The organism is Streptomyces sp. NPDC043867 (genome assembly GCF_056435845.1).
The window spans coordinates 46,394-69,717 of the sequence record NZ_JBWKDS010000011.1 but is presented as its reverse complement, the minus strand read 5'-3'; the positions used below and the strand labels follow the sequence as shown (position 1 = coordinate 69,717).

Genomic DNA, 23,324 nt, shown 5'->3' with positions numbered 1-23,324 from the left:
AGGGAGCAGGGGGGGGGAGTGGGTGGGTTTTTTTTTGGTTCTTTCTTTTTGTTCGTGGGACGAGGAGAGGGGGGAAAAAAAAAAAAAAAACCCCCCCCCCCCCCCCCCCCCCCCCCCCCCCCCCCCCGCTATGCTGCCGTCTGCCTGCTCCATAGACGCATATGCCACCAGACCACAGAAGCAGTCACGGTCCTGGCGACTCAGTCGGGCTGTTACCGCAGCCGTTATGGTGCTGCGGTTCGGAACCGCAGAGATGGTTCCCGAGTGCGGGGTGTACAGGCACGGACGGACGCTGCCGTGATGGTGCTGCGGTTCGGAATCACAGAGGTAACTCGCTTGGGAGACCGACCAGGACTTCGGTGCGGAGCCGCGGTGGTGCCGAAGTTTGGAACATAGGCAGGAGGTCGACCTGCGTAACGTCGGTGGGCGGTGCCTCGCCGTAATAGTGCTGCGGTTCGAGATCGTAGGACAGTACACCGCGCTGGGTAGTTCTTCGCCGGGCTTGATGCCGTGATGGTGCTGCGGTTCGTGGGTGCAGGGCAGAGTGGGGCCCTTGCTGAGGTTCTTGGCCCAGGCGGATCCGCAGTGGTGCTGCGATTCGGAACTGCAGAGGTAAGTGCACGCCCGTCATCACCCACATCGAGCCTCTGTGGCCGCGGTGGTGCTGCGGTCTGAGACCGCAGAGGTGCGCTCACTTCGGTAGACCGAGGCAATGACGTTCAGCGTGCCGTGGTGGTGCTGCGGATAGAGTCGCAGATGCTGACGGGAAGCTGCAATGATATTGAGCTGCAGATCTGTCCGTGGTGGTGTGTGGCTCGGTAAATTGAGCCAGGTCAAGCATGAAGCCGATATCGGCGCCATCGCCTAAATGATGCTGCGAATTTGAATCGCAGAGTTCTGACCAGGTGTTTGTCGATGAAGCTCGCAAGTTCAATCCCAGATGGTGCTGCAGTTCGGAGCCGCAGAGGCAACCCATGGTGAACTCGGTCTCCTCGGTCTCGGCGCCGTGGTGGTGCTGCGGCTCGACGCCGCAGAGATACGTCGATTTCGGCCAAGAACGACTCGTCGGGATCTGCCCGTTGCGCTGCTGGGGTTCAGCGCCGAGGCCGGACCAATCTCGCCACCGCCGAAAATCGCAATGAATCCGTGGTGGTGTTGTGGCTCGGTGCCGCAATTCAGAGTCGTCGACTACGACATAGTCGATGCCCGTGTCCTCGCCGCGGTGGTGCTGCGGTTTGGGAACTGCGGAGGCGGACAGGTTTGTAGACGATGGTCACCATGATTGCGGTGCCGTGATGGTGCCGTGATTCCGAACCGCAGAGGTAGCGTCGCCACGTGCGTGCCGCAGAAGCAGGCCGTCGCCGTCATTCTCGCCAAGGTCAACAAAAAGCCGTGGTGGCGCTGTGGTTTGCGACCACAGAGGTAGCAGCGATGTCCGAAGCTTCTTGCGGAGGCTCCGACCGGCCGTGGTGGTGCTGCGGTTGGTGACCGCTGAGGCAGTGCGAGGAAGGGTCGTGATGGCCTGGCCGATTACGGGACCGTGATGGTGCTGTGGCGAGGTTGGCCACAGAGACGTGATTAGGACGCGGTCACGCCGAGGAACAGGTGATGGCCGTGATGGAGCTGCGATGCGTGGCCATGGGGGAAGGCGTATAGAGAGCCTTGATTGTCTCCACCGCGTACCCGTGATGGTGCTGTGACGTGATCGCAGGGGATGGCTGCGACCAGGGCCGCGAGCGGGAGGGAGCCTGGATGGTGCTGCAGTTCTGCAGAGGCAACGTCGAGGTCGATCCCAGTCGAAGTGGGGCCGTTGCCGTGGTGGTACTGCGGTTCGGGGCCGCAGACGTAGAGCTTCATGATGCCCCACGTATCGCCGTTTTTCACCCCGTGGTGGTGCTGCGGTGGGAACCGCAGAGGTCGAGCAGGAGCTTGAGGCGCTCGGGGCGACGGCCGAAGCCACGATGGTGCTGAGGTTTGGAACCGCGAAGGTAAGGCCCCTTGACCATGTCAGCGACGTTCTCCACGACGCCACGATGGTGCTGCGGATCGGAACCGCAGGCGCAGTGTGCGGGCGTGCGCCGGAATTCTACGAGCAGGAGCTGTGGTGGTGCTGCGACGGGTGATCGCAGGCTTCTGACTAGCTGTTTGTTGACGAAGCTCACAAGTTCAACCCCGGGTGGTGCTGCGGCCGGAACTGCCGCGGACAAGGAAGGTTAGACCGTGGTTCGCAGCGACGGTCATCGCGCCGTGATGGAGCTGCGGTTCGAGACACAGATATGGCTGCGGCCACACGGGCCGCTGTCCGTGCTCCCACATGCCGTGGTGGTGCTGCAGTTCGAGACCGCAGAGGAAGGCTGGTTGGTGGTGGCTCATGGGTGCGTGCGGTGGCTGAGTTGGAGGGGACCGTCGGCTTGTGGAAGGCGTGTGCGGGGGGCGGTGTAGATGGCGGTGACGCCGAGGTTGTGGAGTTTGGTGGGATTGGGGTTCGGGGTGCGGACGAGGGGGTGTTCGAGGAGGGCAGCGATGCTGGTTGTGGTGAGCGGGAGGTGCCAGATGGGCCAGGTGAGTGCGCCGTTGGGGGTGGTGCGATCCCAGCTGGTGGTCTGGGCGTAGGTGCTGTCGCCGGTGAGACGGACGGTGGCGAACCCGTGGAGGGCGAGCCAGGTGGCACCGGGGACGCCCTGTTGGGTGGGTTTGCCTTGGCTGACCATGTGGGCGTCGCCGGTGGAATGGTGGTCGAGGTTGGCGCCGGCGTAGCCGTCGACGCGGCGCCAGGCAGTGAGCGCGGCGAGCAGGTGGGTGGGGTCTTTGCGGCATTCCTCGGCGGCTTTGATCCAGTTGTTGGCCAGGGTCATTTGTCCGCCGCGGCCGAAGAGCGGGGTGCTTGATGTGTAGAGGTCGGGCTGCTTGCCGTGTGCGGGGCGAGCCTTGCTGGGGTTCTTGTCGGTGGGGCCGATGCTCAGTTGGTTGACGAGTGCGGCGAACCAGTGGGCGGCGGGGGTGTTGTGTTCGCGCTCGGCCTGCGTGTGGCCGCGCAGGTGGTGTAGGGCGGTGTCAATGGGCATGCGCAGGGCGTCGCTGGGTCCGCTGCGGGGCAGCGAGAGGATGCCGGGAGCCAGTGGCAGGGGCTCCTTGGCGGGGTCGTCGGGCAGTTGGCTGCGCAGCAGGTCGGTGAGGGTTTGGTGGGTGAGGGGTTGGTGAGTGTGGAGGACGGCGGGTGCGTCCGGGCCGAGCCAGGAGAGCCGGGCGGGCTGGCTCATGGCGGGGGCGGTGAGCTGGAGGATGCCCAGGGCGGCGAGGAAGCCGAGTGGGGAGTTGCTGACCAGGGCGGGTAGTTCGAGTTCGTGGTAGGGCATCGGGGTTAGCTGCCTTCCTCGGAGCAGGCCATGTCGGCCAGCCGTACGACGGCTTCGAGTAGGGCCAGGCCCCAGGGGCCGTAGCGGCGGTTGAGGGCGTGGAAGCGGTCGGGGCCGGTCCAGTCGGTGCCCATGGCGGCGCTGTTCACGGTGATGTGCTGCTGGTCGGGCATGAGACAGGTGACGTCGATGGGGTCGGGGTCGGTTACCGGTGGCAGGAGTGGCCGGGCATGGCCGTGGTGGGAGGCCACCAGGTGCAGGATGAGGTCGGTGTCCAGGCCCTTGGCGTGGGCGGGGTTGGCGGTGAGCCACTTCTGTACGGCCAGGGCGCTGAGTGCTTCGTGACGCAGCTCGGGGTGCCAGTTGGCCAGGCGGGCGGCGCGGCGGCGGCCGGTACGGTCGGCCGGGTCCATGCCGGACTTGGCCAGGGGTTCATCCAGGGACTCGGCGAGGAGACGGTCGCCGGCGCACAGCATGCACTGGAAGCGGGGATGGTGCTTGCCGCAGTCGTGGGCGTGCGCCCCGGTCTCCACGGCCGCGACCAGGGGAGCGGGCAGTTCCAGTCGTACGGCGAAGTCGGCGGCGCGTGCCGCGACGGCCTTGCTGTGCTGGGCCAGGCCGACGGGGCGGGTGAGGGAACTGCCGTCGGCGTCTTCATCGTTGACGCCGGCGGTGCGCTCGATGCGGTCGCCCTGGGGGCGGGCGGGGACGAGAAGCAGGCGCGATGGGTCGGTGGCGTCGAGGATGACGTGGCCGGTGCGGGCCGAGCGGCCGTCGGCGGCGGTGTCCCATGCGGTGATGGTCCGGAGCTGGCTGAGGCGCTGGTGCAGTTCGGGGGCGTACGAGCTGGTCATCGGCTGAGCACAGGCTGCGGCGGGCAGCAGGCTGAGGAGGCGGTCGAGAAGGTGGTGGACGATGTCGGTGACGGATTCGTCGCCCTCGCCGGCCAGCAGCTTCTTGGACGCACGGGCGATGGCTGTCGTGGCCGCGTGGGTGGTGGCCTCGTCGAATCCGCCGAGCAGTGCCAGGGGCTGGGCGTCCAGGCGAGTCGGTGCGCTGTGGGTGCGGGGCGGGAAGTCTGCGAGGTCGACGACGGGGGCGCCGGGGGTTCCCGTCCACCCGTAGGCGTCGTGGCCGCTGTAGTGCGAGGGCAGGACGATGGTGCCGCCGGGGCGGATATCGCGGGGGCCGGTCGCGGGGGCCCACTGGTTGTCACGGTCGTCGTAGCGCAGTACCGGAGCCATCGCCTGGTGCTTCCGGGACGCGGCAGGTGCCTCCGCGTCCGGTGTGCCTTCCAGGTCGCTGGTGGTCTCTTCGGCGGTCTGTTGGGTCAGGAAGCGGCGCAGCTGCCGGGCGGGGATGGCGACGGTTTCGCCGGGATGGGGCGGGACTTGGTCCATGCGTGCGGCCCACTTCTCCCAGTCCGGTTGGCCGTCCACGGTGGGGAGGTCGTTGCGCCACAGGACCTGGACGTCCTCGGGTGTGGTGCTCAGGCCGTGGAGGAAGGGCGCGGTCGGCTGGTCGGGGACCGGGGTGGGGCTGGTGCGGGTCCAGGAGTCCAGCAGGGTGCGGTGCAGGACGGGGACGCGCGGTGCGGGCACGTTCAGCGACGCAGCCTCGATGCCGTCCAACAGGCCAGGCAGCGTGGTGGGGTTGATGACCAGCCCGTGGCGCAGGCTATCCCGGAGAACATCGGCGTTGTGGCCTGCGGGGTTGATGAGGGGAGCGTGGGAGGAGAGCCATTCCCAGGTCGCGTGGGCGGCCGGGCCGTAGACGGGAATGTACTGCGGATCCGGTGCCGCAGGGCGGATCACGATCGCGGGGGCCCAGGGGAAGGCGCCGGTGCGGTCCAGCCGGCCCAGGCGCTGGATCAGCGGAGCAGCCGCTGCGTTCTCGCTGATGAGTCCCGCGAAGGATACATCGACACCGACTTCGACGGTCTGGGTCGCGACGACCACCAGGGGACGGTCACGATCGGCGCTGATGCCCTCGAACAACTCGCGCATCTGGCGGCTGTTCAGCAGGCGCTCGCGGTCCTGACCGCGGCAGCGGCCGGTCAGCAGGACTACGTCGATTTCGTCGCGGACAATCAGACGTTGGAAGGCTGCGCGGGCGGTACGGATGGTGTTGGCAACGACGCCGAGGACGGGGCGAGCCACGAGCGGCAGCATGGCGTCCACGGCCTGCTCGGCGGCCTGCGCGAAGGCGAGCGGGGAATGCTTGGCGAGGGTTCTGGCGTCCCACAGGGTCAGGCGCCGCTGGGCATTGAGGCGGTCTCCCGCGACGGGGTCCTCGCGGTCCGTTTCGCTGATCTGATGGGGCGGGTGCGCGGGATCAGGAGCGGCGGTGGCGGAGAGGCTGACGGCTTGGACGCCACGGTGGGCAAGGTCGGGGTCGGAAGCGGTCTGCTGGTAGGCGGTGGAGTCGGTGGCTGTCGTGAGCAACGGCAGGGCGATGTGCGCCTCGTCTACCGCCAGCAGTGCATCGGTTCCGCACAGGGCCGCATCGATGGGCCGCATCCTGGGGCTGGTGTGGTAGCCGCGGAAGAGCAGGCGGCTGCCGTACTGGTCCACGGTCGAGGTGATCACGGCGGGCTGGACGGGGGAGCGCAGCCAGCGCGAGGCCCAGTCCACACCGCCCCGCATCCGCACGGCTTCCAGCGCGATACTCTCGCCACTCAGGGTGCGCAGCGCCTGGGCGACGCGGCCCGTGAGGGACTCCTGCGGGGCGTCGGCCAGAGCCTGCTGGAGAGTGCGGGCGTGCTCGTGCGCCTGGTCGACGATCAGACGGCGGTCGACGACGAAGAACAGCCGTAGCGGAACGCTTCGCCCCTGCCCGGTGGCGCACTGCCAGGCGAGCAGGAACAGCCAGATGTCGATCAGGCTGGTTTTGCCTAGACCGGTGGGCACATCCAGGTCCAGCCATTTCCCCGTCTTGGCAGCCTTGTTGAGGTAGTCGCTCTGCCAGGGGAAGGGGCGGTGGCCGTGTACGGCTTCGACGAAGTCGGGAAAGTCCTCAAGGGTGAGGCTCATGCATCTGCCTTCCGCGGGGCCGTGGGCACGCACAGGCCCAGGCCGAAGTTCTTCTTGCTGCCCAGCACCACCGGTCCGGTGACGGGTTGAGGGAAGGTCAGACGGACATGCCGGACGGGAAGCGGCCGGTCACCGTCCTTGCGGCGTACCGCATCAGAGCGAAGGGTGGGTGCGCCAGGTACGAAGGCGCCGGTGCGCAGGACCTCCACCGCATCGGGCACGGGCAGGCCGGCCAGGCGGCAGCTGGTTGCCACCGAGCCCTCGATATCGCGCCCCCGGGGGAAGTGATCGAGGACCATGGGCAGCGCCGTGGTCCACTGGCGCGAGGCCGGCGTCCACTGCTCCGGCATCACCGACTTGAGGGATTTCACCGCCGCGTCGCCGGCGCGGACATAGGCCAGCTGCACGGGTCGCTCAAGGCTGGGCAGCTTGAGCTTGCGCAAGCCACCGCCCATGCGCAGCAGCACGGCCAGGAGCGCTCTGCGGTGCGCGGGGTCCAGGTCGCTGGGCAGCGCGACCGCTACACCCCGCAGTCGGCCATCGGCGTGCGGATGGCCGACGAACGGCAGCCCCAGGTAGGCACAGAGGCGACGCTCGTCCCCCTTCGGCTTGTGGCCGTGGACGGCGACCATGGCCTCGACGTCGTGCCCAGCCTCCGACAGCAAGCCCATCACCTTCTCCCGAACAGCGCCGGTTGCCTCAACCGTCAGCGCGGGGTCCAGGGAGAATCGGGGAGGGAAAGCGAAGGTCATCAGGTCCTCGAACGGGCCCGCCAGGATCTCCTGGTCAATCTCCGGCTCGGTGGCGCCCTGGCGGGCGTAGGGGAACGTCCGGTCCTGCTGCCAGGCCGACTCACCCTGCTCATGCGCCAGACGCAACCGCTGCAAATAGCCCGGATACGGGGCCCGCAGCGACTGCACCGCGCCTGTCGCGCAAACTTCCTCGCTGGGCTGCCAGATCTCCCACTCATCGCCGTTGCTCTCCGCAACGGAGTGCTCGGCAACGCCGGCGGTGACGAGGGCGTGACCACCGGCGCGGCCGATGTAAGGTACCGCCCTGGCCAACTCCTCCAACACAGCGAACACCCCGCGCGGTGGCTCCGACGGCCATTCGAACTCCAGCCGGGGCTGAGCCAGAGAGCGTTGCGGCCACACCTTCGGTTTGCCGCCGCTGGTCCGTCCGGGCAGCACCGCGTGACCGGGCTTGGCCGCCGAGGCGTTCGTCGGCACCCAGGACATCCGCGGGGTCCCGGCCTCCGTGGTCCGTGCCGGTATCCGCAGTGAAGGAAGGGGCTGCTGCTCCAGCCAGGACAAGGCGGCGTCCTGGACAGGGTCGCCTGGATCAGCCACGGACACCAGGGCGCAGAAGATACGGGAGGGGTGTGGGGGCCATTCGGCCCGGCTGCGGTCTAGCGTGGACGCCTGGTATGAGGAGTCCAGCAGGTCGACGGTGATGCGAAACGGCACCGGGTCACTCGCTCTCGGCTGCGCCGACCCCGGCGATCAGGTACGACTTGTCGATCGCCTGCTGCAAGCTCGGGTTGGGGTGCACGACCATGGGGCCGGACGGCCACTCCAGTCCGGCCTCGCGAGCCCGATCGACCGCAATCGTGAACAGCTCCAGAGCCTCCTGGGGTGTGGCAAGCTCCAGCGGCTCGAGCAGCGGGACCCCATCACGGCCCCGCTGCACCCACTCGATGCGCTCCGAGACCATCATCAGCTCACACCCCGAGCGCAGGTGTAGGGCGGGAGCCGAGAACGCCAGCCGGTCGCCCAGCAGCGCGACGGAGGCCACCAACGCCCGGGCCTTGGCCGTCAGTTCCTGGCTCGCATTGCCGAAGCGCAGCGTCGCCAGCTGCGCCAGGCTCAGTGAGGCACTGCGCTGCACCGACGTGACCGACACCCCACCGAGGCCCTCCGAGGGAGGAATCATCCCGTGCCCCAGCTCGGACATCCGCGCTGTCTTCACACCCTTCTTGGACTTCTCGGAGGCACTAGGAGCCCACCCAGAGTCGGGCAACTCCACCGTTTCGCCAGCCAGGTTGAGCCGATCGACCCGACCAGCTGCCCGGACACCCACCAGCGGCTTGATGCCGATCATCTCGGAACGGTAAGAGCGAGGAATCTTCACCTGAATTCGCCGCTTGCGGTGTGAGTCCCACACTCCGTAGGCCAGATCGCTGGGGACCAGGCGCAGGTACGCACTCAGGTCACCGGAGCTTGCATCACGCAGCGCGGCGCCCGGCTCCGTCTCGTCGAACTTCGTTCCCGCCCCATCCACCGAGTCACGGAAATACGCGTCCCGCGACCGGTGAGGAGCCTCCAGGTTCGTCATCCGGACCGGCATGCCGTGTGACTCGGTCACCATCTCCAGGTGCGGGATGAACATCTCCCGCCGCCTCACCGCGTCGAGCAGTGCCGTCTCACACCTGTTGGCCTGGGACTGGGGCTGATCCAGCAGAACGACCTGCGTCTCATTCCCGTCCACATACCTCGGCTCGACCAAGTAGCCGGCGGAGTTCGTCTCCTTCGCCTTCACAGTCGGCGGAAACAGCGGCGTACCGACCCCGGCCAGCGGCTCGTACTCCGACACGATGCGTATCGCACCGTCCGCCGACCGTAGGCTCGCAGCGGCCAGCAACCGCTCGTAGATGTCCTTCAAGGCAGGGCCTTCCGCTTTGCATGGTGAACGTCAGCGCCCCGTCAGGCATACGCAAGTTCAAGTCAGCCGAGCGGGGAAGGCGCCATGGAAGCAGGAGTGGACAGGTGACGTGAAACCGCCTTCATGGCTGAAATGAGGCGCTGTCAGTGGTGCTCGGTAGGGTGCCCGGCCAGCCCTCGTTGCTCCTCTGGAGCTCGATGCGGAGCGGTCGCCGAACCATACGGCGCGACGCCCTCTGAGAGCTGGACCCCTGCCTGGACGGTGCAGGTCGGCCGATGGCCGCACAGGGAACCTGTCGCCATCAACTGGGTTCGGGCATCGCGGTCTTGGCTCTACCCGCGTAGAGCCAGTCGACGATGGAAGGTGCGGGGACGGTGAGCGGGAGGTTGGTTTCGCGGCGGCGCTTGCGGTGCCCCGGCAATGCTGCAGGATGAAGCGTGCGCTTTGGGGCACCTGTGAGTTCTAGCTCCGTTTTCATGTGACATATAGCTCATTGCCATGCGTAGCGATATGTCGACTCGAACGTGCATATCGCTATAGGGCTGGCTCTTGAGGCTCTCCGGCCGCCGCATGCCCAACTTGTGCTCGGAAGGCTCAGGGCAGCTGCGTCAAGGGCACGCCCTGCGGTGTCAACATTGACCAAGGCGCCGGATGGCTCCCCGAGGGTGTACTCGAGCCGCGCCTTCTCTACCCACTCGGAGCGCCTGCGGGTGATCGCATCGTGAGTGGTAGCGACGGAGATCATGGCGGATGAACGACGCACGCCTGATGCAATGCCGATGTGCTGGCAGCGGCGGCTTTCGTATGGTCAGGAAGCGTCCCGGCGTGGACCTGAGCGTCGGTCGCGAAGCCCACCGGGACGGATAGTGTGGAGGGCATGCGGTCCCCGCCGCGTCTGCGTGGCGATGACTCCACGGTCGATGCGCTTGCCTGACGAGGTTGCGAAAAGCGGCCCCTGCTCACGGTCGCCAACGGCTTCTCGCAGTAGTCGAATCGCCTGCTCGCTGATGGGGATTTCGCGGCTTGCGGGAGACGCGTCCTTCATATTCAGGGCGAGGGCATCGTCGATCTTCGCGTTGCCACCCCAGAGAAGTTTGACAAGCGCGCGAAGGTGAGCTGGAAGGGGCTCGTCGGCGAGGAGCGCTTCGATGTCTCGGGCTGAGGGCGTGGGATTCGGATCCCGGTGTGTCGGCCCGATGCAGTTGGATTAGGTGGCTGATGTGGAGGCTTCAGCGTTGTTGTCGTGCAAGTGCTCATGTGTCCAGCTCCCGGCCTACAGCCTGAGGAGGCGCGAGGGGGGTGCAGATCGTGGACTGACGCATCAAAGATGCGCTGCTCGGCAGCTACCGCCAATGCTGGTGAGGCGTGGCCGCAGGAGGACGGGCAGCGGAAATATCTCAGTGTCCGCTGATGTTCCTCCCTGGCGTCGAGATCACGAAGGGGGAGTGGTGGGCCCGAAGCTGTTCAGTGAGCAGTTTCAGAGTGGCCACTGATCGGGTGATGCTGGTGGTGTGCGCAACGCACGAGGCTCCCGTGCCGTTGGGGGAGGTGTTCGAAGTCTCAACCCACAGGCACAGGAGCCGCAATGGTTCCGTATTCTGCCGCACTCGACCTGCCTCATGCCCTGGTCGAGTGGGTCACCATGCTCATCGTCACCCGCGAGGGTGACCGCCGCTGCAAGCTCCCACCGCACCAGCGTGCCCTGGTCGGCCTGGTGTACCTGCGGCGGCATGACACTCTCGCCCAGCTCGCTGCCGGGTTTGGCATCTCCGTCGGCACCGCGCACGCCTACCTGGCAGCCGTCGTCGACCTGCTGGCCGACCGCGCGCCCGGCCTGCTGCGTACCCTGCGTGAGGCCGACCCGGACTATGTCCTGCTGGATGGCACGCTGGCGGAGTGCGACCGGGTCGGCGACAGCCGGGCCGACTTCTCTCACAAGCACCGCCGGCATGGGGTGAACGTGCAGGTGGTGACCGATCCGGCCGGGCGGCTGCTGTGGATCTCACCCGCACTGCCCGGCCGTGCGCACGACCTCACTGCCGCCCACGCCCACCGGATCATCCGGATCTGTGAGCGCCAGGGCGTCCCGGTTCTCGCCGACCGTGCCTATATGGGAGCCGGCCCATGGGTGACGACGGCCCTCAGACGCCCGCCGGGCCGTGACCTCACACCCACCCAACAGACCGTCAACCGTGCGCTGTCCGCAGCACGGGCACCGGTCGAGCGCGGCGTCGCCCGCCTGAAGACCTGGCGGATCTTCCGCAAGGCCCGGTGCAGCCCGAATCGAATGACGTCAATCGCCGCCGCCGTCCTCACCCTGGAGCGGCAACGCTGAAAGACCTCAGTACGTCAGGCGGGGTCACTGAGGTCGCGCCGCGTCTTGCTGAGGTCGAGGCGGATGTACAGGACCTCGTCGAGGCGAACATGGAGACGATGCTGGGCGTCACGTTCCTCGCGAGCGAGTATGTCATCGACTGCGTCGACGGCGGACGGATCGACTCGCTGGGTCTTGATGAGAACGGGGCTCCTGTGATTGTCGAGTACAAGCGCGGCACTGACGCAGGTGTCATAAATCAGGGCCTGTACTACATGGCCTGGCTGACGAATCACAAGGATGCCTTCCGGAATCTGGTCCGCGACCGGCTCGGGGTGACGGCCGCGTCCCAGATCCTGTGGAGCGCACCGAGGCTGATCTGCGTGGCTGGCGACTTCACCCGCTACGACGCGCACGCCGTACGCGAGCATCGGCGCTCGATCGACCAATGCCGCGAAGTTAAGGCCCCGATGGCAATGTCAAGGGGGTCGTGAGATGTGGCAGGGCCTCTGCTATTCAGGGGATCGACCAAGATCTTCCTGAGAGAGCAGAGGCCCTGTGGCCCAGTTTGTCACGGGCGGCACCCCTGACGTGTTCGCGCCCGGTCACATCGGTGAGTTAACCCAAGTCATCCCACCGGAGCTGGTGGATGCGGTGGTGGAGGAGACCGGAGCCCGCGAGAAACGATTGCGGAGCCTGCCATCCCGAGTCGGGGTCTACTTCGTCTTGGCTCTCGGCCTGTTCGAGCATCTGGGCGCCCAGCTGGTATGGGACAAAACTCGTAGCAGGGCTGAGTGCCAACGTGCCGCAGCCGTCCGAGAAGGCACTTCGTGATCTGCGCCGGCGGGTGGGCGTTGCCCCTCTGCAGCGGCTCTTCGACGTGCTGGCGGGCCCGCTGGCCCAGCCCTCCCCCTGGAGTGCGCTACCGCCGTTGGCGCACGGTCGCTTTCGATGGATGCGGAAGCCTGTCGGTCCCCGATCACGAGCGCAACAGGTCCTGGCTCGGCCGCACCGTTCGACGCCACGGCCCGGCGGGATACCCCCGGCTGATGCTGATGACACTGTGCGAGACAGGCACCCGCGCCCTGATTGCCGCAGCCTTCGGCCCCGCCGTCAAAGCCGAGAGCGACTACGCCCGGGAACTGACCAGCCATCTCACCCCGGACATGCTCCTTCTGGCAGACCGCGCATTCGACGGCAACAACTCCTGGCCGCCATCACGCGACAGGGCGCGCAGTTTCTGGTGCGCTGCACCAGCACACGACGCCCACCGGTGCTGGCCCTGCTGCCCGACGGCTCGTACCTCACCCGCATCGGCAGCCTCTCGCTGCGAGTGATCGAGGCCGAGGTCCAAGCACGCACCGTCGACGGCAGTACTTTCGGCGACGCGTACCGCCTGCTGACCACACTCACCGACCATCGCACAGACCCCGCCACACGCTTGATGCGCCTCTACCACGAACGCTGGGAGATCGAGACCGCCTACCTGGCCCTGCGCCACACCCTCCTCCAAGGCCGGGTGCTGCGTTCCAAGGACCCGGTGGGCCTCTGCCAGGAAGTGGGGCCTTGACCCTTGATCTTGGACACACGAGACACTGGATCCTGAGGATCTGAGAACGGACATCTCGTGGTCATGAAGAACTATCCGCCGCAGTTCAAGGCGGACGCGGTCGCGCTGTACCAGTCGCGGCCCGAGGCGACGATCAGACAGGTAGCCGCCGATCTGGGGATCAACCCCGAGACCCTGCGGAACTGGGTCCGGGCGGCCGGAGCGAGCCGGCCCCGGGGACGCCGGGCGGAGGTGCCGGCCGAGCCGCCGACGCCGTTGGAGGCGGAGAACGCCGCTCTGCGGAAGAAGGTCCGTGAGCTGGAGGAAGAGCGCGAGATCCTGCGGAAGGCGGCGAAGTATTTCGCCGGGGAGACGCGCTGGTGAACCGCTTCCAGTTCGTCGCCGACCATCAGCGCCGTTACGGCGTGAAGCGGCTGTGCACCATCCTGGGCATCGCCCGCTCCAGCTTCTACTACTGGCGTCGCACAGCCGCCGACCGGGCCGCCCGGCAGGCGGCCGACGCCCGCCTCGACGCCCGGATACGGGCCGTGCACCGCGAGTCGGACGGCACCTACGGCGTCCCCAGGGTCACCGCCGAGCTCCGCGAGGCGGGCGAGCGCGTCAACCACAAGCGGATCGCGCGGGTGATGCGGAGTGCCGGTCTGGCCGGCGTGCGCTTGCGCCGCAGGCACCGCACCACTGTTGCGGACCCGGCCGCGGCGAAGGCCCCGGACCTCATCGGCCGCGACTTCACGGCAAGCGAGCCGAACACGAAGTACGTCGGCGACATCACCTATCTCCCGCTGGAGAGCGGGAAGTTCCTGTATTTGGCCACCGTCATCGACCTCGCCTCACGCCGCCTGATCGGCTGGGCGATCGCGGATCACATGCGCACCGACCTGGTCACCGGCGCCCTGTCCGCCGCCGAACGGACCCGCGGCAGCCTCGCTGGGGCGGTCATGCACACCGACCACGGAGCCCAGTACACCAGTCGGGCCTTCGCCGACGCCTGCCGCCAGGCCGGCGTCCGCCAGTCTATGAGCGCGATCGGCAGCTCGGCGGACAACGCGCTCGCCGAGTCCTTCAATGCGACGTTCAAACGCGAGACGCTTCAGGGCCGAAAGCACTGGTCCAGCGAACGCGAGGCCCGTCTCGACGCGTTCCGCTGGCTCAACCGCTACAACACCCGACGCCGACACTCCCGCCTCGGACAACGCAGTCCCATCGCCTACGAGACAGCACTCAACACAACATCAACTACTGTGGCCCAAGCCGCATAGCCCGTGTCCAAGATTCCGGGTCAAGACCCGTGTGGGGACTACTCACCCTCTACCAAGCACTGCGCTCGATCATGGTGGCCGCGGTGGAGACCGAACCCGGCTGTGACCCCGACCGGGCTGGCTTCACCGCCGCCCTGGAGGCAGCCCGCGACACCGCCGTCAGCCTCACCGGAACACTTCCGACAACCGGACCGAATAACTATTCCGACCTGGTCGGACACATCGGCACCCGCATCCTGCGCACACTGCTTCCCCGACGCCGGATGCGGCTTTCCACCCGCGTCGTCAAGAGCGGAATCTCCCGATACCACACCTGGAACCGCGACGAACGACCCCGCGACAGCACGCCGATCAGCGCTATCGAGATCACCGTCCATCCGCCGGCCCTTCCCGGCACACAGGCCCCGAGCCAGACGACCTCCAGGCGTTGGGAGCAGGTCTGCCGGACCCTGGCGGCGAACGCGAATCAAGCCATGCATACCCGAGACATCGCGCGCCGCCTCGGTCTCACCACCACACCATCCATCAAGAGCCTCACCGACAACTCTGCTATTGGACCCGCAACAACCGACTCATCCGCACAGCCCCGTGCACCTACAAGCTCCCGCTCGCCGAACCCTTGACATTGCCATCGGGGCCTTAACTTCGCGGCATTGGGTGATCGACCTGGTCCGCTACCGGTACTTCGGCAGCGACCACTTCGGCCTTGAGACCGTGGCCTCGGTCACCGGGCACTCAATCGAGGCCAAGCAGGTACGCCGCCGTGCGGCCGGGGGGCTGCCGGCCGGGAAGCAGGGCGGTGCGATGGCTGAGCTGGCCCAGGCGGTCGACGAGGCCCTGGTCGGACTCGGGGACAGTGTCACCCGGGTGCAGCGCAAGCAGTACCGCGCCTACCGACGGCTGCGGAACTTCGCTAGCGTCTGCCCGCCTCAGCAGACCAAGATCCTCGTCTACCTCAAGGCCGACCCGAAGGAGGTCGACCTCATCCCCGGCTTCACCCGGGACGTAACGGGGCTCGGCCACCACGGCACGGGCGACCTGGAGCTGCAGTTGCGCACGGAGCGGGACCTGGAGCGCGCTGGAGACCTTCTCCGCCTCAGCTACACCGCGGGCTAGAGATCTTCTGTGGCGGTGCCGGTCCGAGCGGAGTGTGGAGTTGTGGGCTGTCGTCGTGATGCTCCCTTTCGACGTGACGGGCAGGGGGATGGCGGTGGACCACTAATGTTGCGGAGGATCCCCGGTTTCGCTAACCGGGGATCCTCTGGTATATATCGCCCTGCTGGTGCCGCCTACGGATTCGCCGAGCAGCCGCACCGAGCTGCGACGCGGGTCCTCTCGCTGTTCTCTCTTCGATTTGGCACGAGCTGTAACTACTATTTGAGGATGAGATGTGCCGGCTCGGCACGGCGCCCGACTCTCCCCGCTGGGGCACACCAACCTCAACTGCTCGGGCCGCTGCAGCTTCCGCGCCACCGTCCCGGCCGGCGGCGGCTTGCGCTTGCTACGTGACCCGGCTGCCGCAGACGTCGAGGAGGACGACGCGGGATGAGTTCCGCCAGGTGCCTCTGAAACTTGGCAGCCCGTCGGCCCGGCTCCGCTGTCCGGACCGGAGCGGCTGCCAAGACCAACCTAGGTACAGAGGCCGTCAGCTGCGCAAGGCGGCCTCGGCGTCGGCGACGGTGTCGAAGACCTCTAGGACGTGATCGGCTCCGGTCATCTCCAGGATGCGGAGCAGCGGGCCCGGCACGCAGGCTAGGACCAGCACCGCCTCTAGCCTCTCTGCCTCACGGCGGGCCCCGAGCAGCACGTTCAACCCCGCCGAGTCGCAGAACGACACATCAGATAGGTCCAGCACGACAACCCGATCCGCGCGAGCGATCACTTGCTTCAGCCGCTCGCGCAGCTCCGGCTGCGTGACGTAGTCCATGGCCCCGCGCACCTTCGCGACCAGGCAGGGGCCCGACATGGCCCTCTCGACCGAGGGAAGATCATCATCCATAACGCTTGCCCAACCGTCTTGCCCGGGACCTGAAGAGAATGCCGTCGAGTCTATCCGGCAAGTTCCGTCCGATACCGCCGGAAGGGGCACGATCCCTTCACCACGGAACCCTGCTTCCCCGCACTGGATGAACCGTGTTTCCGGAAGTCTCCAGCCGGTGATTCTGGCGCAGCAGCATCGAAGGGGCAGGGGTGATTATGGACCAGCAGGCCGGAGGGTGGGGCTTCCTCACCAACCACGCGCGCGTGCTGCTGATTATCGCACGCGATCCTGCTACGCGTATCCGTGACATCGCCGCGGCCTGCCGCGTTACCGAGCGCACCGCCCAGAGCATCGTCAGCGACCTGGAACGGGCCGGGTACCTCAGCCGGGAGCGAGACGGACGGCGCACGCGCTACACCCTCCGTCTGGATGGGAGGCTGCGTCACCCGGCAGAGGCCCACCTGCCCGTCCGGGTCCTGCTGGAGTTGTTCACCGGCCGCGACCGGGGAGATCTTCCACCAACGGGCGAAGCAGGGCCAGGGCAGCAGGCATGCTGATGCTCATAAATGGACCGGTTGTCATCTCGGGCGATCCGACCTCGTCCGGCCGACAGCGTCGGTCGCGCCTCGTTCGTTGCGCGGGTGTGAACGACCAGCGGAGGGTTTCCGGACCAGTGGCCGGACGGGGCATGGCCGCAGCGCCGCGCGCTGAGGTTCCACATCGAAGCCTCCCTCGCCCGGCGCCTGGGCGTGATGCCCAAGCCGTCAGCTTGGCCCGACCTGGTGAGCTCCGGCCGGACCAGGCGGTGCGACGGCTGGTGCGGGCTCGTAGGCTGCCGCCATGACCGAGAAGTAAACCCCGACGCCCCGCGACGCCTTTGACCTGCTCATGGCCGGTAACCAGCGTTTCGTCTCAGGCTCCCCCGATCACCCGAACCAGGACGCCACCCGCCGCACCGAGATCGCACCGTCCCAGCAGCCGTTCGCCGTGCTGTTCGGGTGCTCCGACTCCCGGCTGGCCGCCGAGATCATCTTCGACCGTGGCCTGGGCGACCTGTTCGTGGTGCGCACCGCGGGGCATGTCGCTGGTGCAGAAGTCCTCGGTTCCATCGAGTACGGCGTGAGCGTGCTCGATGCCCCGCTCGTCGTCGTGCTCGGCCACGATTCGTGCGGGGCCATCGCAGCTGCCCGTGCCGCCGCCGATGGTGGCAGGGTTCCTGGCGGCTTCGTCCGTGATGTTGTCGAACGGGTGACCCCGAGCGTGCTGGCGGCCCGCGCCGCCGGACGCGACCAGGCCGAAGAGATCCTGGCCGAGCACATCGAGCACACCGTGGACCTGCTGCTGGAACGCTCCCGCGTCCTGGCCGAGCGGGTGGCCGCCGGCCGCCTCGGTGTGGTGGGGCTGTCCTACCGGCTGGCCGATGGCAGTGCACAGCTTGTTGCCTCTCGCGGCCTCGATGCGGCGGTCCCCGCCGCGTCCTGACCGCCCCGGCCATGGGTTGCTCAGCGTGATTTGCCGCGGCCGGAAGACCTGCGTATACGTGGATGAGGAACTCCATCGGGTTCGCCGCTTGATCCTCCTCGAATGGGCACCCCCGATGGCTCACGGAGACCACGCACCCAGCACCGCGCCCCGCGCCGACCTGGCGCGGGCTGCGGGCTGCGAGGTCTGCAGAGGGTTGGGAACAGTCGTCACCGACGAGGACCGGCACGAACTGTGCCCGGCCTGCCGGAGCGCTGGGCCCTCAGCCGAATCCGCCACGAATCCGCCCGGCCGCCGGCCCCAGAAGTAGTCAGGGCACGGCGTCGTTGCTGGTCACACGGTGGGCCGGGGCCCAGCGGCGCGGCGGAGTCGGTTGGAGATCGCCAGCCCCAACCCCTCTTCCGCAGGCAAGGACGCGACGATGAGGTCGCACCCCTGCTCGTCGAGTTGGCGTAGGAACCCGTACAGCCCACGCGCGTAGGCGGCCATCGAGGCAGGGACCGTCACCACGGCGTGCGCCTTCACCAGGGCGTCGGCGAAGTCGGGGGGAAGGAAGACGCCCACCTGGTGTCCCAGCTCTTGTGCGAGCTCCGCTTCGGCGACGACTTTGTCGGGCTCGACAAGGACGACCCGCGCACGCGGCGCGTAGTGCGACGGATGCTGGCCCGGCACCCGGACACGGCTTGTCGAGTGGACTGCAAGCGGGCATCCCAGCACCGCTTCCAGGTCCTCACGCGTCACCCCGCCGGGCCGCAGGATGCTCGGCATCTCGCCCGTGACGTCGACGATGGTCGACTCGACGCCGACCTCGCAGGGGCCGCCGTCCAACACGAAGTCGACGGCATCACCCAGCTCGGCACGGACGTCATTCGCGGTTGTGGGGCTGACCTGGCCGAAGGGGTTGGCGGACGGAGCCGTGACACCGCCACCGAAAGCCGCCAGCAGTGCGAGTGCGACGGGGTGGTCGGGCACGCGCACGGCCACCGTCTCCAGGCCACCGGTCGCTTCGAGGGGCACCCGTCGGCCGCGCTGCAGGACCAGCGTCAGGGGCCCCGGCCAGAAATGTTCGGCCAGCAGGCGCGCCGCCTGGGGCACGTCTTGGACCCAGTCGTCCAGCTGCTCCGCGCCGCCGATGTGGAGGATCAGCGGGTGGGAGGGCGGGCGTCCCTTGACCTGGAAGATCCGCGCTACGGCAGCGGGGTCCTCGGCGTCGGCGCCCAGTCCGTAGACGGTTTCGGTGGGAAGGGCCACCAGGCCGCCGGCGCGCAGCACACCGGCCGCCTTCTCAATGTCAATGGTGCTTGCCGTCACCTTCGCAATCCTAGGTGCACATCAGGGACCGGCGACGGGTCGTGATCCTGAGGCTATGGCTGCCGTGTGCGCGTAATGCAGCAGGGCCCCGGGTCTGCGGGGGCCTGCGGAGGGTGTCTCGGCTTCCTCATGCGAGGACTGCCGGGAGTTCGCGTACGGCGGGCTCGCGGTGGTGCTGGACGGGGATGGAGCGCAGGAGGTCCATGCGCGCTCTGCGGCGGTGGAATCCGCCCACTCCGGTCGAGGTCGACGGGCTCAGGGAGATGAAACGACGGGTGAAGCGGCGGAGGTTCCCGATGTGGTGGGGCCGAGCAGGACGGCCGCCGTTATGTAGTCGCCTACGGGCACGGTATGCGCGGGAAGGACGAGCTGCACGAGGGGACCTCCGCTTGACGCCAGGACACGCAGGCTCCTGTCCGAATGCGGTCTGGTTGTCGGTGGGCGACCGGCCCGCGAGGTGGGGCGGGAGCGCTGGCGGTCAGAGCGCGGAAGGCGGTTCCCTGAATCGAGGCTATGCCCCGTCAGGCAGCTTCATGCGCCCTAGTGTTGGGGGATGAGCGAGGAGACGTACAACAGTCTGGACGGACGGGCGGACGTGGTAGTCCAGGCTGGTCGCATTGGAGAGGTGCATCAACACCTGCACGGGGCAGGTTTGTTGCCGCAGCCAACGCCCATCCAGTTGCCGCCCGCGCTGGCGTACTTCGAGGATCGGCAGGCCGAGCAGGAGCGCATCGCACAAGCTGCAGAGAGTCACGCGGACCACGCTGGGCCGCTCGTGGTGGCGTTGACTGGGATCGGCGGGATCGGCAAGACGGCGTTGGGGTTCCATGTTGCGCGTCAGCTCAGCGACAGGTATCCCGACGGTGTGTTGTACGTCGATCTCGACGACCTGCGCCGGGACGGGGTGGTGGAGGTGGCGGACGCTGTCGGGGAACTGCTCACCGGTCTGGGTGTCTCACCGGATTGGCTGGAGCGGTCTTTTGCCGGCCGTTCGAAGCAGTACTGGACGCGCTCTCGGGACAAGCGTCTCATCGTGGTGATCGACAACGCCCGCTATGGGACTGAGGCCGTACCACTGCTTCCGGCTTCCGCGCAGAGCCTGGCGATCGTGACGAGCCAGGGGCTGCTCTACGACCTCGACGGCGTGGCCGCGGTCGAGGTGCCTGTGAACCCGTTGGCCATGGACGATGCGGTGCGATTGCTCAGGCACATTGTGGACGACCCGCGGCTCGAGGCGGAGCCGGACGCCGTGGCGGAGCTCGCCCGCAGCTGTGGTGGACTGCCTGCGGCCCTCCAGGTGGCCGGCCAGTGGGTCCGCAAGTACCGTCGTCGCAGCCTGTCCCGGCTGGTCACTGAGCTCACGGCAGAGCTGCAGGAGAGGGGCATCCCCATGATCGAGGCAGTCTGGGACGCCGCATGCTCAGGGCTGGGGCCGGAGGCTGGCCGCCTCTACTGCCTGCTGCCGCAGTACCCCGCTCCTGTCATTACGGGCCCAGCTGCCGCGGCGCTCCTTGGTGGCGGTCTTCTGCCGGCGGAGGACGCGCTGGAGGAGCTGGAGTCGGTGGGGCTGCTGGAGAACAGGCCCGAGGGTTACCGGATGCACGAGCTGTTGCGAGGGCATGCTGAGCGCCGCGCACGCCAGACGGATCCGGAAGGTGTTGGCCGGGCAGAGGCGCGCCGCAGGCTGATCCGCTGGTACAGGCGCCAAGCAGGCCGGGCTGATCTGCTGGCCGCCGGCCCACGCATGACCTTTGCAGACCCAGTTGCGGTTGTCGAAGACGTACCCGACATCGAGTTCACTGGTAAGGCACAGGCCCTGAGGTGGCTGGAATCGCAGCGGCTCGCTCTGTACGGCTGTGTTCGCCTGGCCTTCGAGACCGAGCTGTACGAGGACGCCTGGGCACTGTGTGAACCGCTGTGGACACACTTTCTTGATCACCCGCATTACGCGGATGTCACGGACGCTTTCCGCACAGGCGTAGCAGCTGCCGATCGCCTGGAGTGCCTGCCGGCGATGGTGCGGATGCGGTGCCAGCTGGCCAGGCCGCTGTGGGAGCAGGAATGGTATGACGAGGCTGCTGAGCAGCTGCGGCACGCTCTGGGCGCATCCGAAGCCTTGGGTGAATCTGCGCAGGAACGCAAACTGAAGGCGTCGGTGATGGAGTTCCAGGGCTTGCTGAAGTCCGCGCAGCGGGATTGGACAGGCGCAACCGCGGACTTCGAAGCCGCCAGGCAAGTCCACGCAGCGATCGAAAACGCTTACGGTGTGCTGCTCCAGACCTACTTGCTGGGTCGCACCGCCCTGAGCCAGGGCGAGCCTGAGCGGGCGGTTGCCCTGCTGAGCGCGGCGTACAGCATGGCGCGGGAGCAGGATCGGGAGCGCATGACGTCGCGGGCCGGCTTCGAGCTCGGCCGTGCGCTGAGGCGTGCCGGGCGTGCGGCGGAAGCGGGCGGTCTGGTACGTGCGGCGCTGGTGAACGCCCGCGAGCGGGGTTCGACGTTTGATGAGGCGCGCGTCCTGGAGGAACTGGCTGCACTTGCTGAGGAGCTGGGCGAAACCGCCGAAGCGGAGGAGTACCGGACGGCGGCCCAGCTGCTGGCCGCGCGCTCGGGCGCTCTGCCTGACGGTGGTCAGAGCTCGTAGGTGAGGTCGGCTTCGTCGGCCGGGGCCAACCTGACGCGGACCGTGAGGGGACCGATGTCGCAGACGAGCGATACGGGCAGCGTCCACTGCGGGGTGGCGCCGAGCCAGGCGTGGACCGCCGACACCACTGCCCCGGGATCGGTGCGCAGGACGCGGTCGCTGGTTGTGCGGGGCTCGATGCGGACGCTGAACGGCGCCGCCGATCGGTACCGGACCAGGCACCGATCCGGGGAGAGGATCGCAGCTGCGGTCCGGCAGCCCGGGGCGTCTTCCAGCACCCGGGCCGTCCAGCCGGCCGCCGTCCAGGTGCTGGTGTGCGGCGCGGGAGAGGCAGGCCGGGCACGGCGCCACAACACCGACGCGCTCTGCACCTGGCGCTGGCCGGCTTCCGGGTGTTCGGCCGCCAGGTGGTGCACCGCCTCGGAGGTGAACGAGGGGAACCGTTCGACGCTGATCCGGCACCCGGATACCTCGGCCCGTACCGCGAGTGCCAGAGGACGTTGGGGTGCGGCTGGGTGAGGAAGCGGATGCGGGGCCACTGGGACGGTCCGCGGCCGGAGCCTCAGCAGAGAGTAGAGCTCGGATTGGAGGCGTTGCAGGGACTGGCCGGGCAGGGCGAAGGCTGAGTCGGCGAAAGCTTGGGTGTCGTGGGCTTCGGCGGCCGGGAGGACGTGCACCAGATCGGCGGTTTTAGCCAGCCGGGGAACCTGGGTGAGCATCTTTGCCATTGGGCTGTCGGGTATCAGTTCGCTGCCACCGTCGTACGCCCCGATGACCGGGCGGCCGAGGGCAGCGGCGTAAAGGGCCGTGGATCCGTGGTCGGTGACCACGGCATCGGCCGCAACCAGGAGCGCGGCCCATTCCTCGTATGGTCTGGCCAGGGCCAGGCCCGCTGACAGGGCGGGGGCGAGGTGACGGGAGAGGTCGAACGCGCTGGTCCGGCTGTACTCATTGGGATGAAGGACTAGGGCGAGCTGGTACTCGTCGTGCGGGAGCCGGCTGATGAGCTCCCCTGGCAGCTCGGGGCGCCGGGCGAGCAGCGACTCAGGCCCCCAGGTGGACGTGAGCACGATGAGCCGGCGCTCGCCCGTTCCCAGGGTGGAACGGTAGTTCTCCCGGTGGGCGAGTGAGCCGAGCAGCCGGTCCAGAGTTGGGTCACCCACCACGGCCGCCCGCGCGGCGGCCGAAGGGCAGTACTCGGCGAGGCGGATGAGTTGTTCGTCGTGCGCCAGCGCATGGAGCGCGGCCCACGGTTCGCCGTCCACGAGCAGGTAGTGGGGGTCAAGACCGGACGGAATGCGTGGCGAACCGTCACCGCTGACGGTCTTGTTGAAACCCGCACCGTGCGGAAGCAACACCCCGGGACCGGAAAGGACCCGCAACTCACCCTTCGGACTCGCAGTCAGGATCAGGTCGTGCTCGCTGGCACGAGCCTCTTCCCAACTGACCGTACGTGCACCGGAGCGCTCCAGGGCTGCGAAGGCGTCTGCGTCGAACACGGACCCTGGCACCAGCGTAAAACGGACGAGGACACGCTCGTCACCCTCGAAGACAGGCAGTACATCGAGAAGCCGATGCAGAGCTCCCGCTGAACGAACGGCAAACAGCACTGCCCGCTGCCCGCTGCCCGCTGCCCGCTGCCCGCTGCCCGCTGCCCGCTGCCCGCTGCCCGCTGCCCGCTGCCCGCTGCCCGCTGCCCGCTGCCCGCTGCCCG

17 protein-coding genes and 2 pseudogenes are annotated in these 23,324 nt (G+C 67.8%); 12 read left to right on the top strand and 7 right to left on the bottom strand.

Annotated elements, in window-relative coordinates; translation table 11 throughout:
- Nucleotides 1–940 precede the first annotated feature (940 nt).
- Entirely contained in the window at nucleotides 941–1,282 is a 342-nt protein-coding gene (locus tag AC069T_RS13570) for a hypothetical protein (protein ID WP_478782890.1), read from the top strand.
- A gap of 619 nt (nucleotides 1,283–1,901) precedes the next feature.
- The gene (locus AC069T_RS13565; RefSeq protein ID WP_478782889.1) at nucleotides 1,902–2,123 is read left to right on the top strand and encodes a hypothetical protein; all 222 of its coding nucleotides are present in this window, start codon (nucleotides 1,902–1,904) and stop codon (nucleotides 2,121–2,123) included.
- A gap of 246 nt (nucleotides 2,124–2,369) precedes the next feature.
- Here the strand turns inward: AC069T_RS13565 and AC069T_RS13560 are convergent, their stop codons facing one another.
- Genes AC069T_RS13560 through cas7g form a run of 4 tightly spaced genes read right to left on the bottom strand, consistent with a single transcriptional unit; the run spans nucleotide 2,370 to nucleotide 9,049 of the window.
- Nucleotides 2,370–3,356, bottom strand: coding sequence for a type I-G CRISPR-associated protein, Cas3-extension family (locus AC069T_RS13560; RefSeq protein WP_478782888.1), 987 nt, complete (start codon nucleotides 3,354–3,356; stop codon nucleotides 2,370–2,372).
- Between the two features lie 5 nt (nucleotides 3,357–3,361).
- A complete protein-coding gene (gene cas3g, locus AC069T_RS13555; protein ID WP_478782887.1) occupies nucleotides 3,362–6,388 on the bottom strand; it encodes a type I-G CRISPR-associated helicase/endonuclease Cas3g in 3,027 nt (1,008 codons plus the stop codon).
- Nucleotides 6,385–7,854: a type I-G CRISPR-associated protein Csb2 gene (gene csb2, locus AC069T_RS13550; protein ID WP_478782886.1), complete on the bottom strand. Its 1,470-nt coding sequence runs from the start codon at nucleotides 7,852–7,854 to the stop codon at nucleotides 6,385–6,387. Before csb2 ends, cas3g begins: the two co-directional genes overlap by 4 nt.
- Before the next feature lie 4 nt (nucleotides 7,855–7,858).
- Nucleotides 7,859–9,049, bottom strand: a complete 1,191-nt coding sequence (gene cas7g / locus AC069T_RS13545) for a type I-G CRISPR-associated RAMP protein Csb1/Cas7g (protein ID WP_478782885.1) — start codon at nucleotides 9,047–9,049, stop codon at nucleotides 7,859–7,861.
- Nucleotides 9,050–10,634: 1,585 nt separating this feature from the next.
- Between cas7g and AC069T_RS13540 the strand changes: the two genes are divergently transcribed.
- From AC069T_RS13540 to AC069T_RS13510, 7 genes and pseudogenes are all read left to right on the top strand, one after another.
- Nucleotides 10,635–11,384 (top strand): transposase, encoded by a 750-nt coding sequence (locus AC069T_RS13540; RefSeq protein WP_478782884.1) that lies wholly within the window; start codon nucleotides 10,635–10,637, stop codon nucleotides 11,382–11,384.
- Nucleotides 11,381–11,818, top strand: a pseudogene (locus tag AC069T_RS13535) (endonuclease NucS domain-containing protein); the annotation flags it as partial. The gene AC069T_RS13540 and the pseudogene AC069T_RS13535, both read left to right, overlap by 4 nt.
- 103 nt (nucleotides 11,819–11,921) lie before the next feature.
- Nucleotides 11,922–12,197, top strand: a complete 276-nt coding sequence (locus AC069T_RS13530) for a transposase domain-containing protein (protein WP_478782883.1) — start codon at nucleotides 11,922–11,924, stop codon at nucleotides 12,195–12,197.
- Between the two features lie 439 nt (nucleotides 12,198–12,636).
- Nucleotides 12,637–12,933, top strand: coding sequence for a hypothetical protein (locus tag AC069T_RS13525; RefSeq protein ID WP_478782882.1), 297 nt, complete (start codon nucleotides 12,637–12,639; stop codon nucleotides 12,931–12,933).
- 57 nt (nucleotides 12,934–12,990) lie between these two features.
- A protein-coding gene (locus tag AC069T_RS13520; protein WP_478782881.1) for an IS3 family transposase occupies nucleotides 12,991–14,192 on the top strand; the annotation gives its coding sequence in 2 pieces (ribosomal slippage) (nucleotides 12,991–13,276 and nucleotides 13,276–14,192; 1,203 coding nt in all).
- A gap of 83 nt (nucleotides 14,193–14,275) precedes the next feature.
- Nucleotides 14,276–14,815: a hypothetical protein gene (locus AC069T_RS13515; RefSeq protein ID WP_478782880.1), complete on the top strand. Its 540-nt coding sequence runs from the start codon at nucleotides 14,276–14,278 to the stop codon at nucleotides 14,813–14,815.
- 37 nt (nucleotides 14,816–14,852) lie between these two features.
- Nucleotides 14,853–15,308: pseudogene (locus AC069T_RS13510) on the top strand (DUF5655 domain-containing protein); the annotation flags it as partial.
- A 529-nt stretch (nucleotides 15,309–15,837) separates the two neighbouring features.
- Here the strand turns inward: AC069T_RS13510 and AC069T_RS13505 are convergent.
- Entirely contained in the window at nucleotides 15,838–16,158 is a 321-nt protein-coding gene (locus AC069T_RS13505; protein WP_478782991.1) for an STAS domain-containing protein, read from the bottom strand.
- A 230-nt stretch (nucleotides 16,159–16,388) separates the two neighbouring features.
- On the opposite strand from AC069T_RS13505, the gene AC069T_RS13500 reads away from it, so the two are divergent.
- Together AC069T_RS13500 and AC069T_RS13495 are read left to right on the top strand one after the other, a co-directional pair.
- On the top strand, nucleotides 16,389–16,730 hold the full coding sequence (locus AC069T_RS13500) for a helix-turn-helix transcriptional regulator (protein ID WP_478782879.1): 342 nt from the start codon (nucleotides 16,389–16,391) through the stop codon (nucleotides 16,728–16,730).
- Nucleotides 16,731–17,061: 331 nt separating this feature from the next.
- Entirely contained in the window at nucleotides 17,062–17,655 is a 594-nt protein-coding gene (locus AC069T_RS13495; protein ID WP_478782878.1) for a carbonic anhydrase, read from the top strand.
- A 333-nt stretch (nucleotides 17,656–17,988) separates the two neighbouring features.
- Here the strand turns inward: AC069T_RS13495 and AC069T_RS13490 are convergent, their stop codons facing one another.
- Nucleotides 17,989–18,966 carry an L-threonylcarbamoyladenylate synthase gene (locus AC069T_RS13490; protein WP_478782877.1) on the bottom strand — a complete coding sequence of 326 codons (978 nt, stop codon included), beginning with the start codon at nucleotides 18,964–18,966 and terminating at the stop codon, nucleotides 17,989–17,991.
- A 553-nt stretch (nucleotides 18,967–19,519) separates the two neighbouring features.
- Here AC069T_RS13490 and AC069T_RS13485 point away from each other — a divergent pair.
- Nucleotides 19,520–21,610, top strand: a complete 2,091-nt coding sequence (locus AC069T_RS13485) for a hypothetical protein (RefSeq protein ID WP_478782876.1) — start codon at nucleotides 19,520–19,522, stop codon at nucleotides 21,608–21,610.
- Here AC069T_RS13485 and AC069T_RS13480 read toward each other — a convergent pair.
- Nucleotides 21,598–23,220, bottom strand: coding sequence for a translation initiation factor 2 (locus AC069T_RS13480; RefSeq protein ID WP_478782990.1), 1,623 nt, complete (start codon nucleotides 23,218–23,220; stop codon nucleotides 21,598–21,600). The two genes, AC069T_RS13485 and AC069T_RS13480, sit on opposite strands and share 13 nt — an antisense overlap.
- Between the last annotated feature and the right edge of the window lie 104 nt (nucleotides 23,221–23,324).

Excerpts from the sequence above, each read along its gene's own strand:
- AC069T_RS13570 (WP_478782890.1), top strand. The coding sequence starts at position 941 with ATGGTGCTGCAGTTCGGAGCCGCAGAGGCAACCCATGGTGAACTCGGT.
- AC069T_RS13560 (WP_478782888.1), bottom strand. The coding sequence starts at position 3,356 with ATGCCCTACCACGAACTCGAACTACCCGCCCTGGTCAGCAACTCCCCA.
- cas3g (WP_478782887.1), bottom strand. The coding sequence starts at position 6,388 with ATGAGCCTCACCCTTGAGGACTTTCCCGACTTCGTCGAAGCCGTACAC.
- AC069T_RS13540 (WP_478782884.1), top strand. The coding sequence starts at position 10,635 with ATGGTTCCGTATTCTGCCGCACTCGACCTGCCTCATGCCCTGGTCGAG.
- AC069T_RS13505 (WP_478782991.1), bottom strand. The coding sequence starts at position 16,158 with ATGTCGGGCCCCTGCCTGGTCGCGAAGGTGCGCGGGGCCATGGACTAC.
- AC069T_RS13500 (WP_478782879.1), top strand. The coding sequence starts at position 16,389 with ATGGACCAGCAGGCCGGAGGGTGGGGCTTCCTCACCAACCACGCGCGC.
- AC069T_RS13495 (WP_478782878.1), top strand. The coding sequence starts at position 17,062 with ATGGCCGGTAACCAGCGTTTCGTCTCAGGCTCCCCCGATCACCCGAAC.
- AC069T_RS13485 (WP_478782876.1), top strand. The coding sequence starts at position 19,520 with ATGAGCGAGGAGACGTACAACAGTCTGGACGGACGGGCGGACGTGGTA.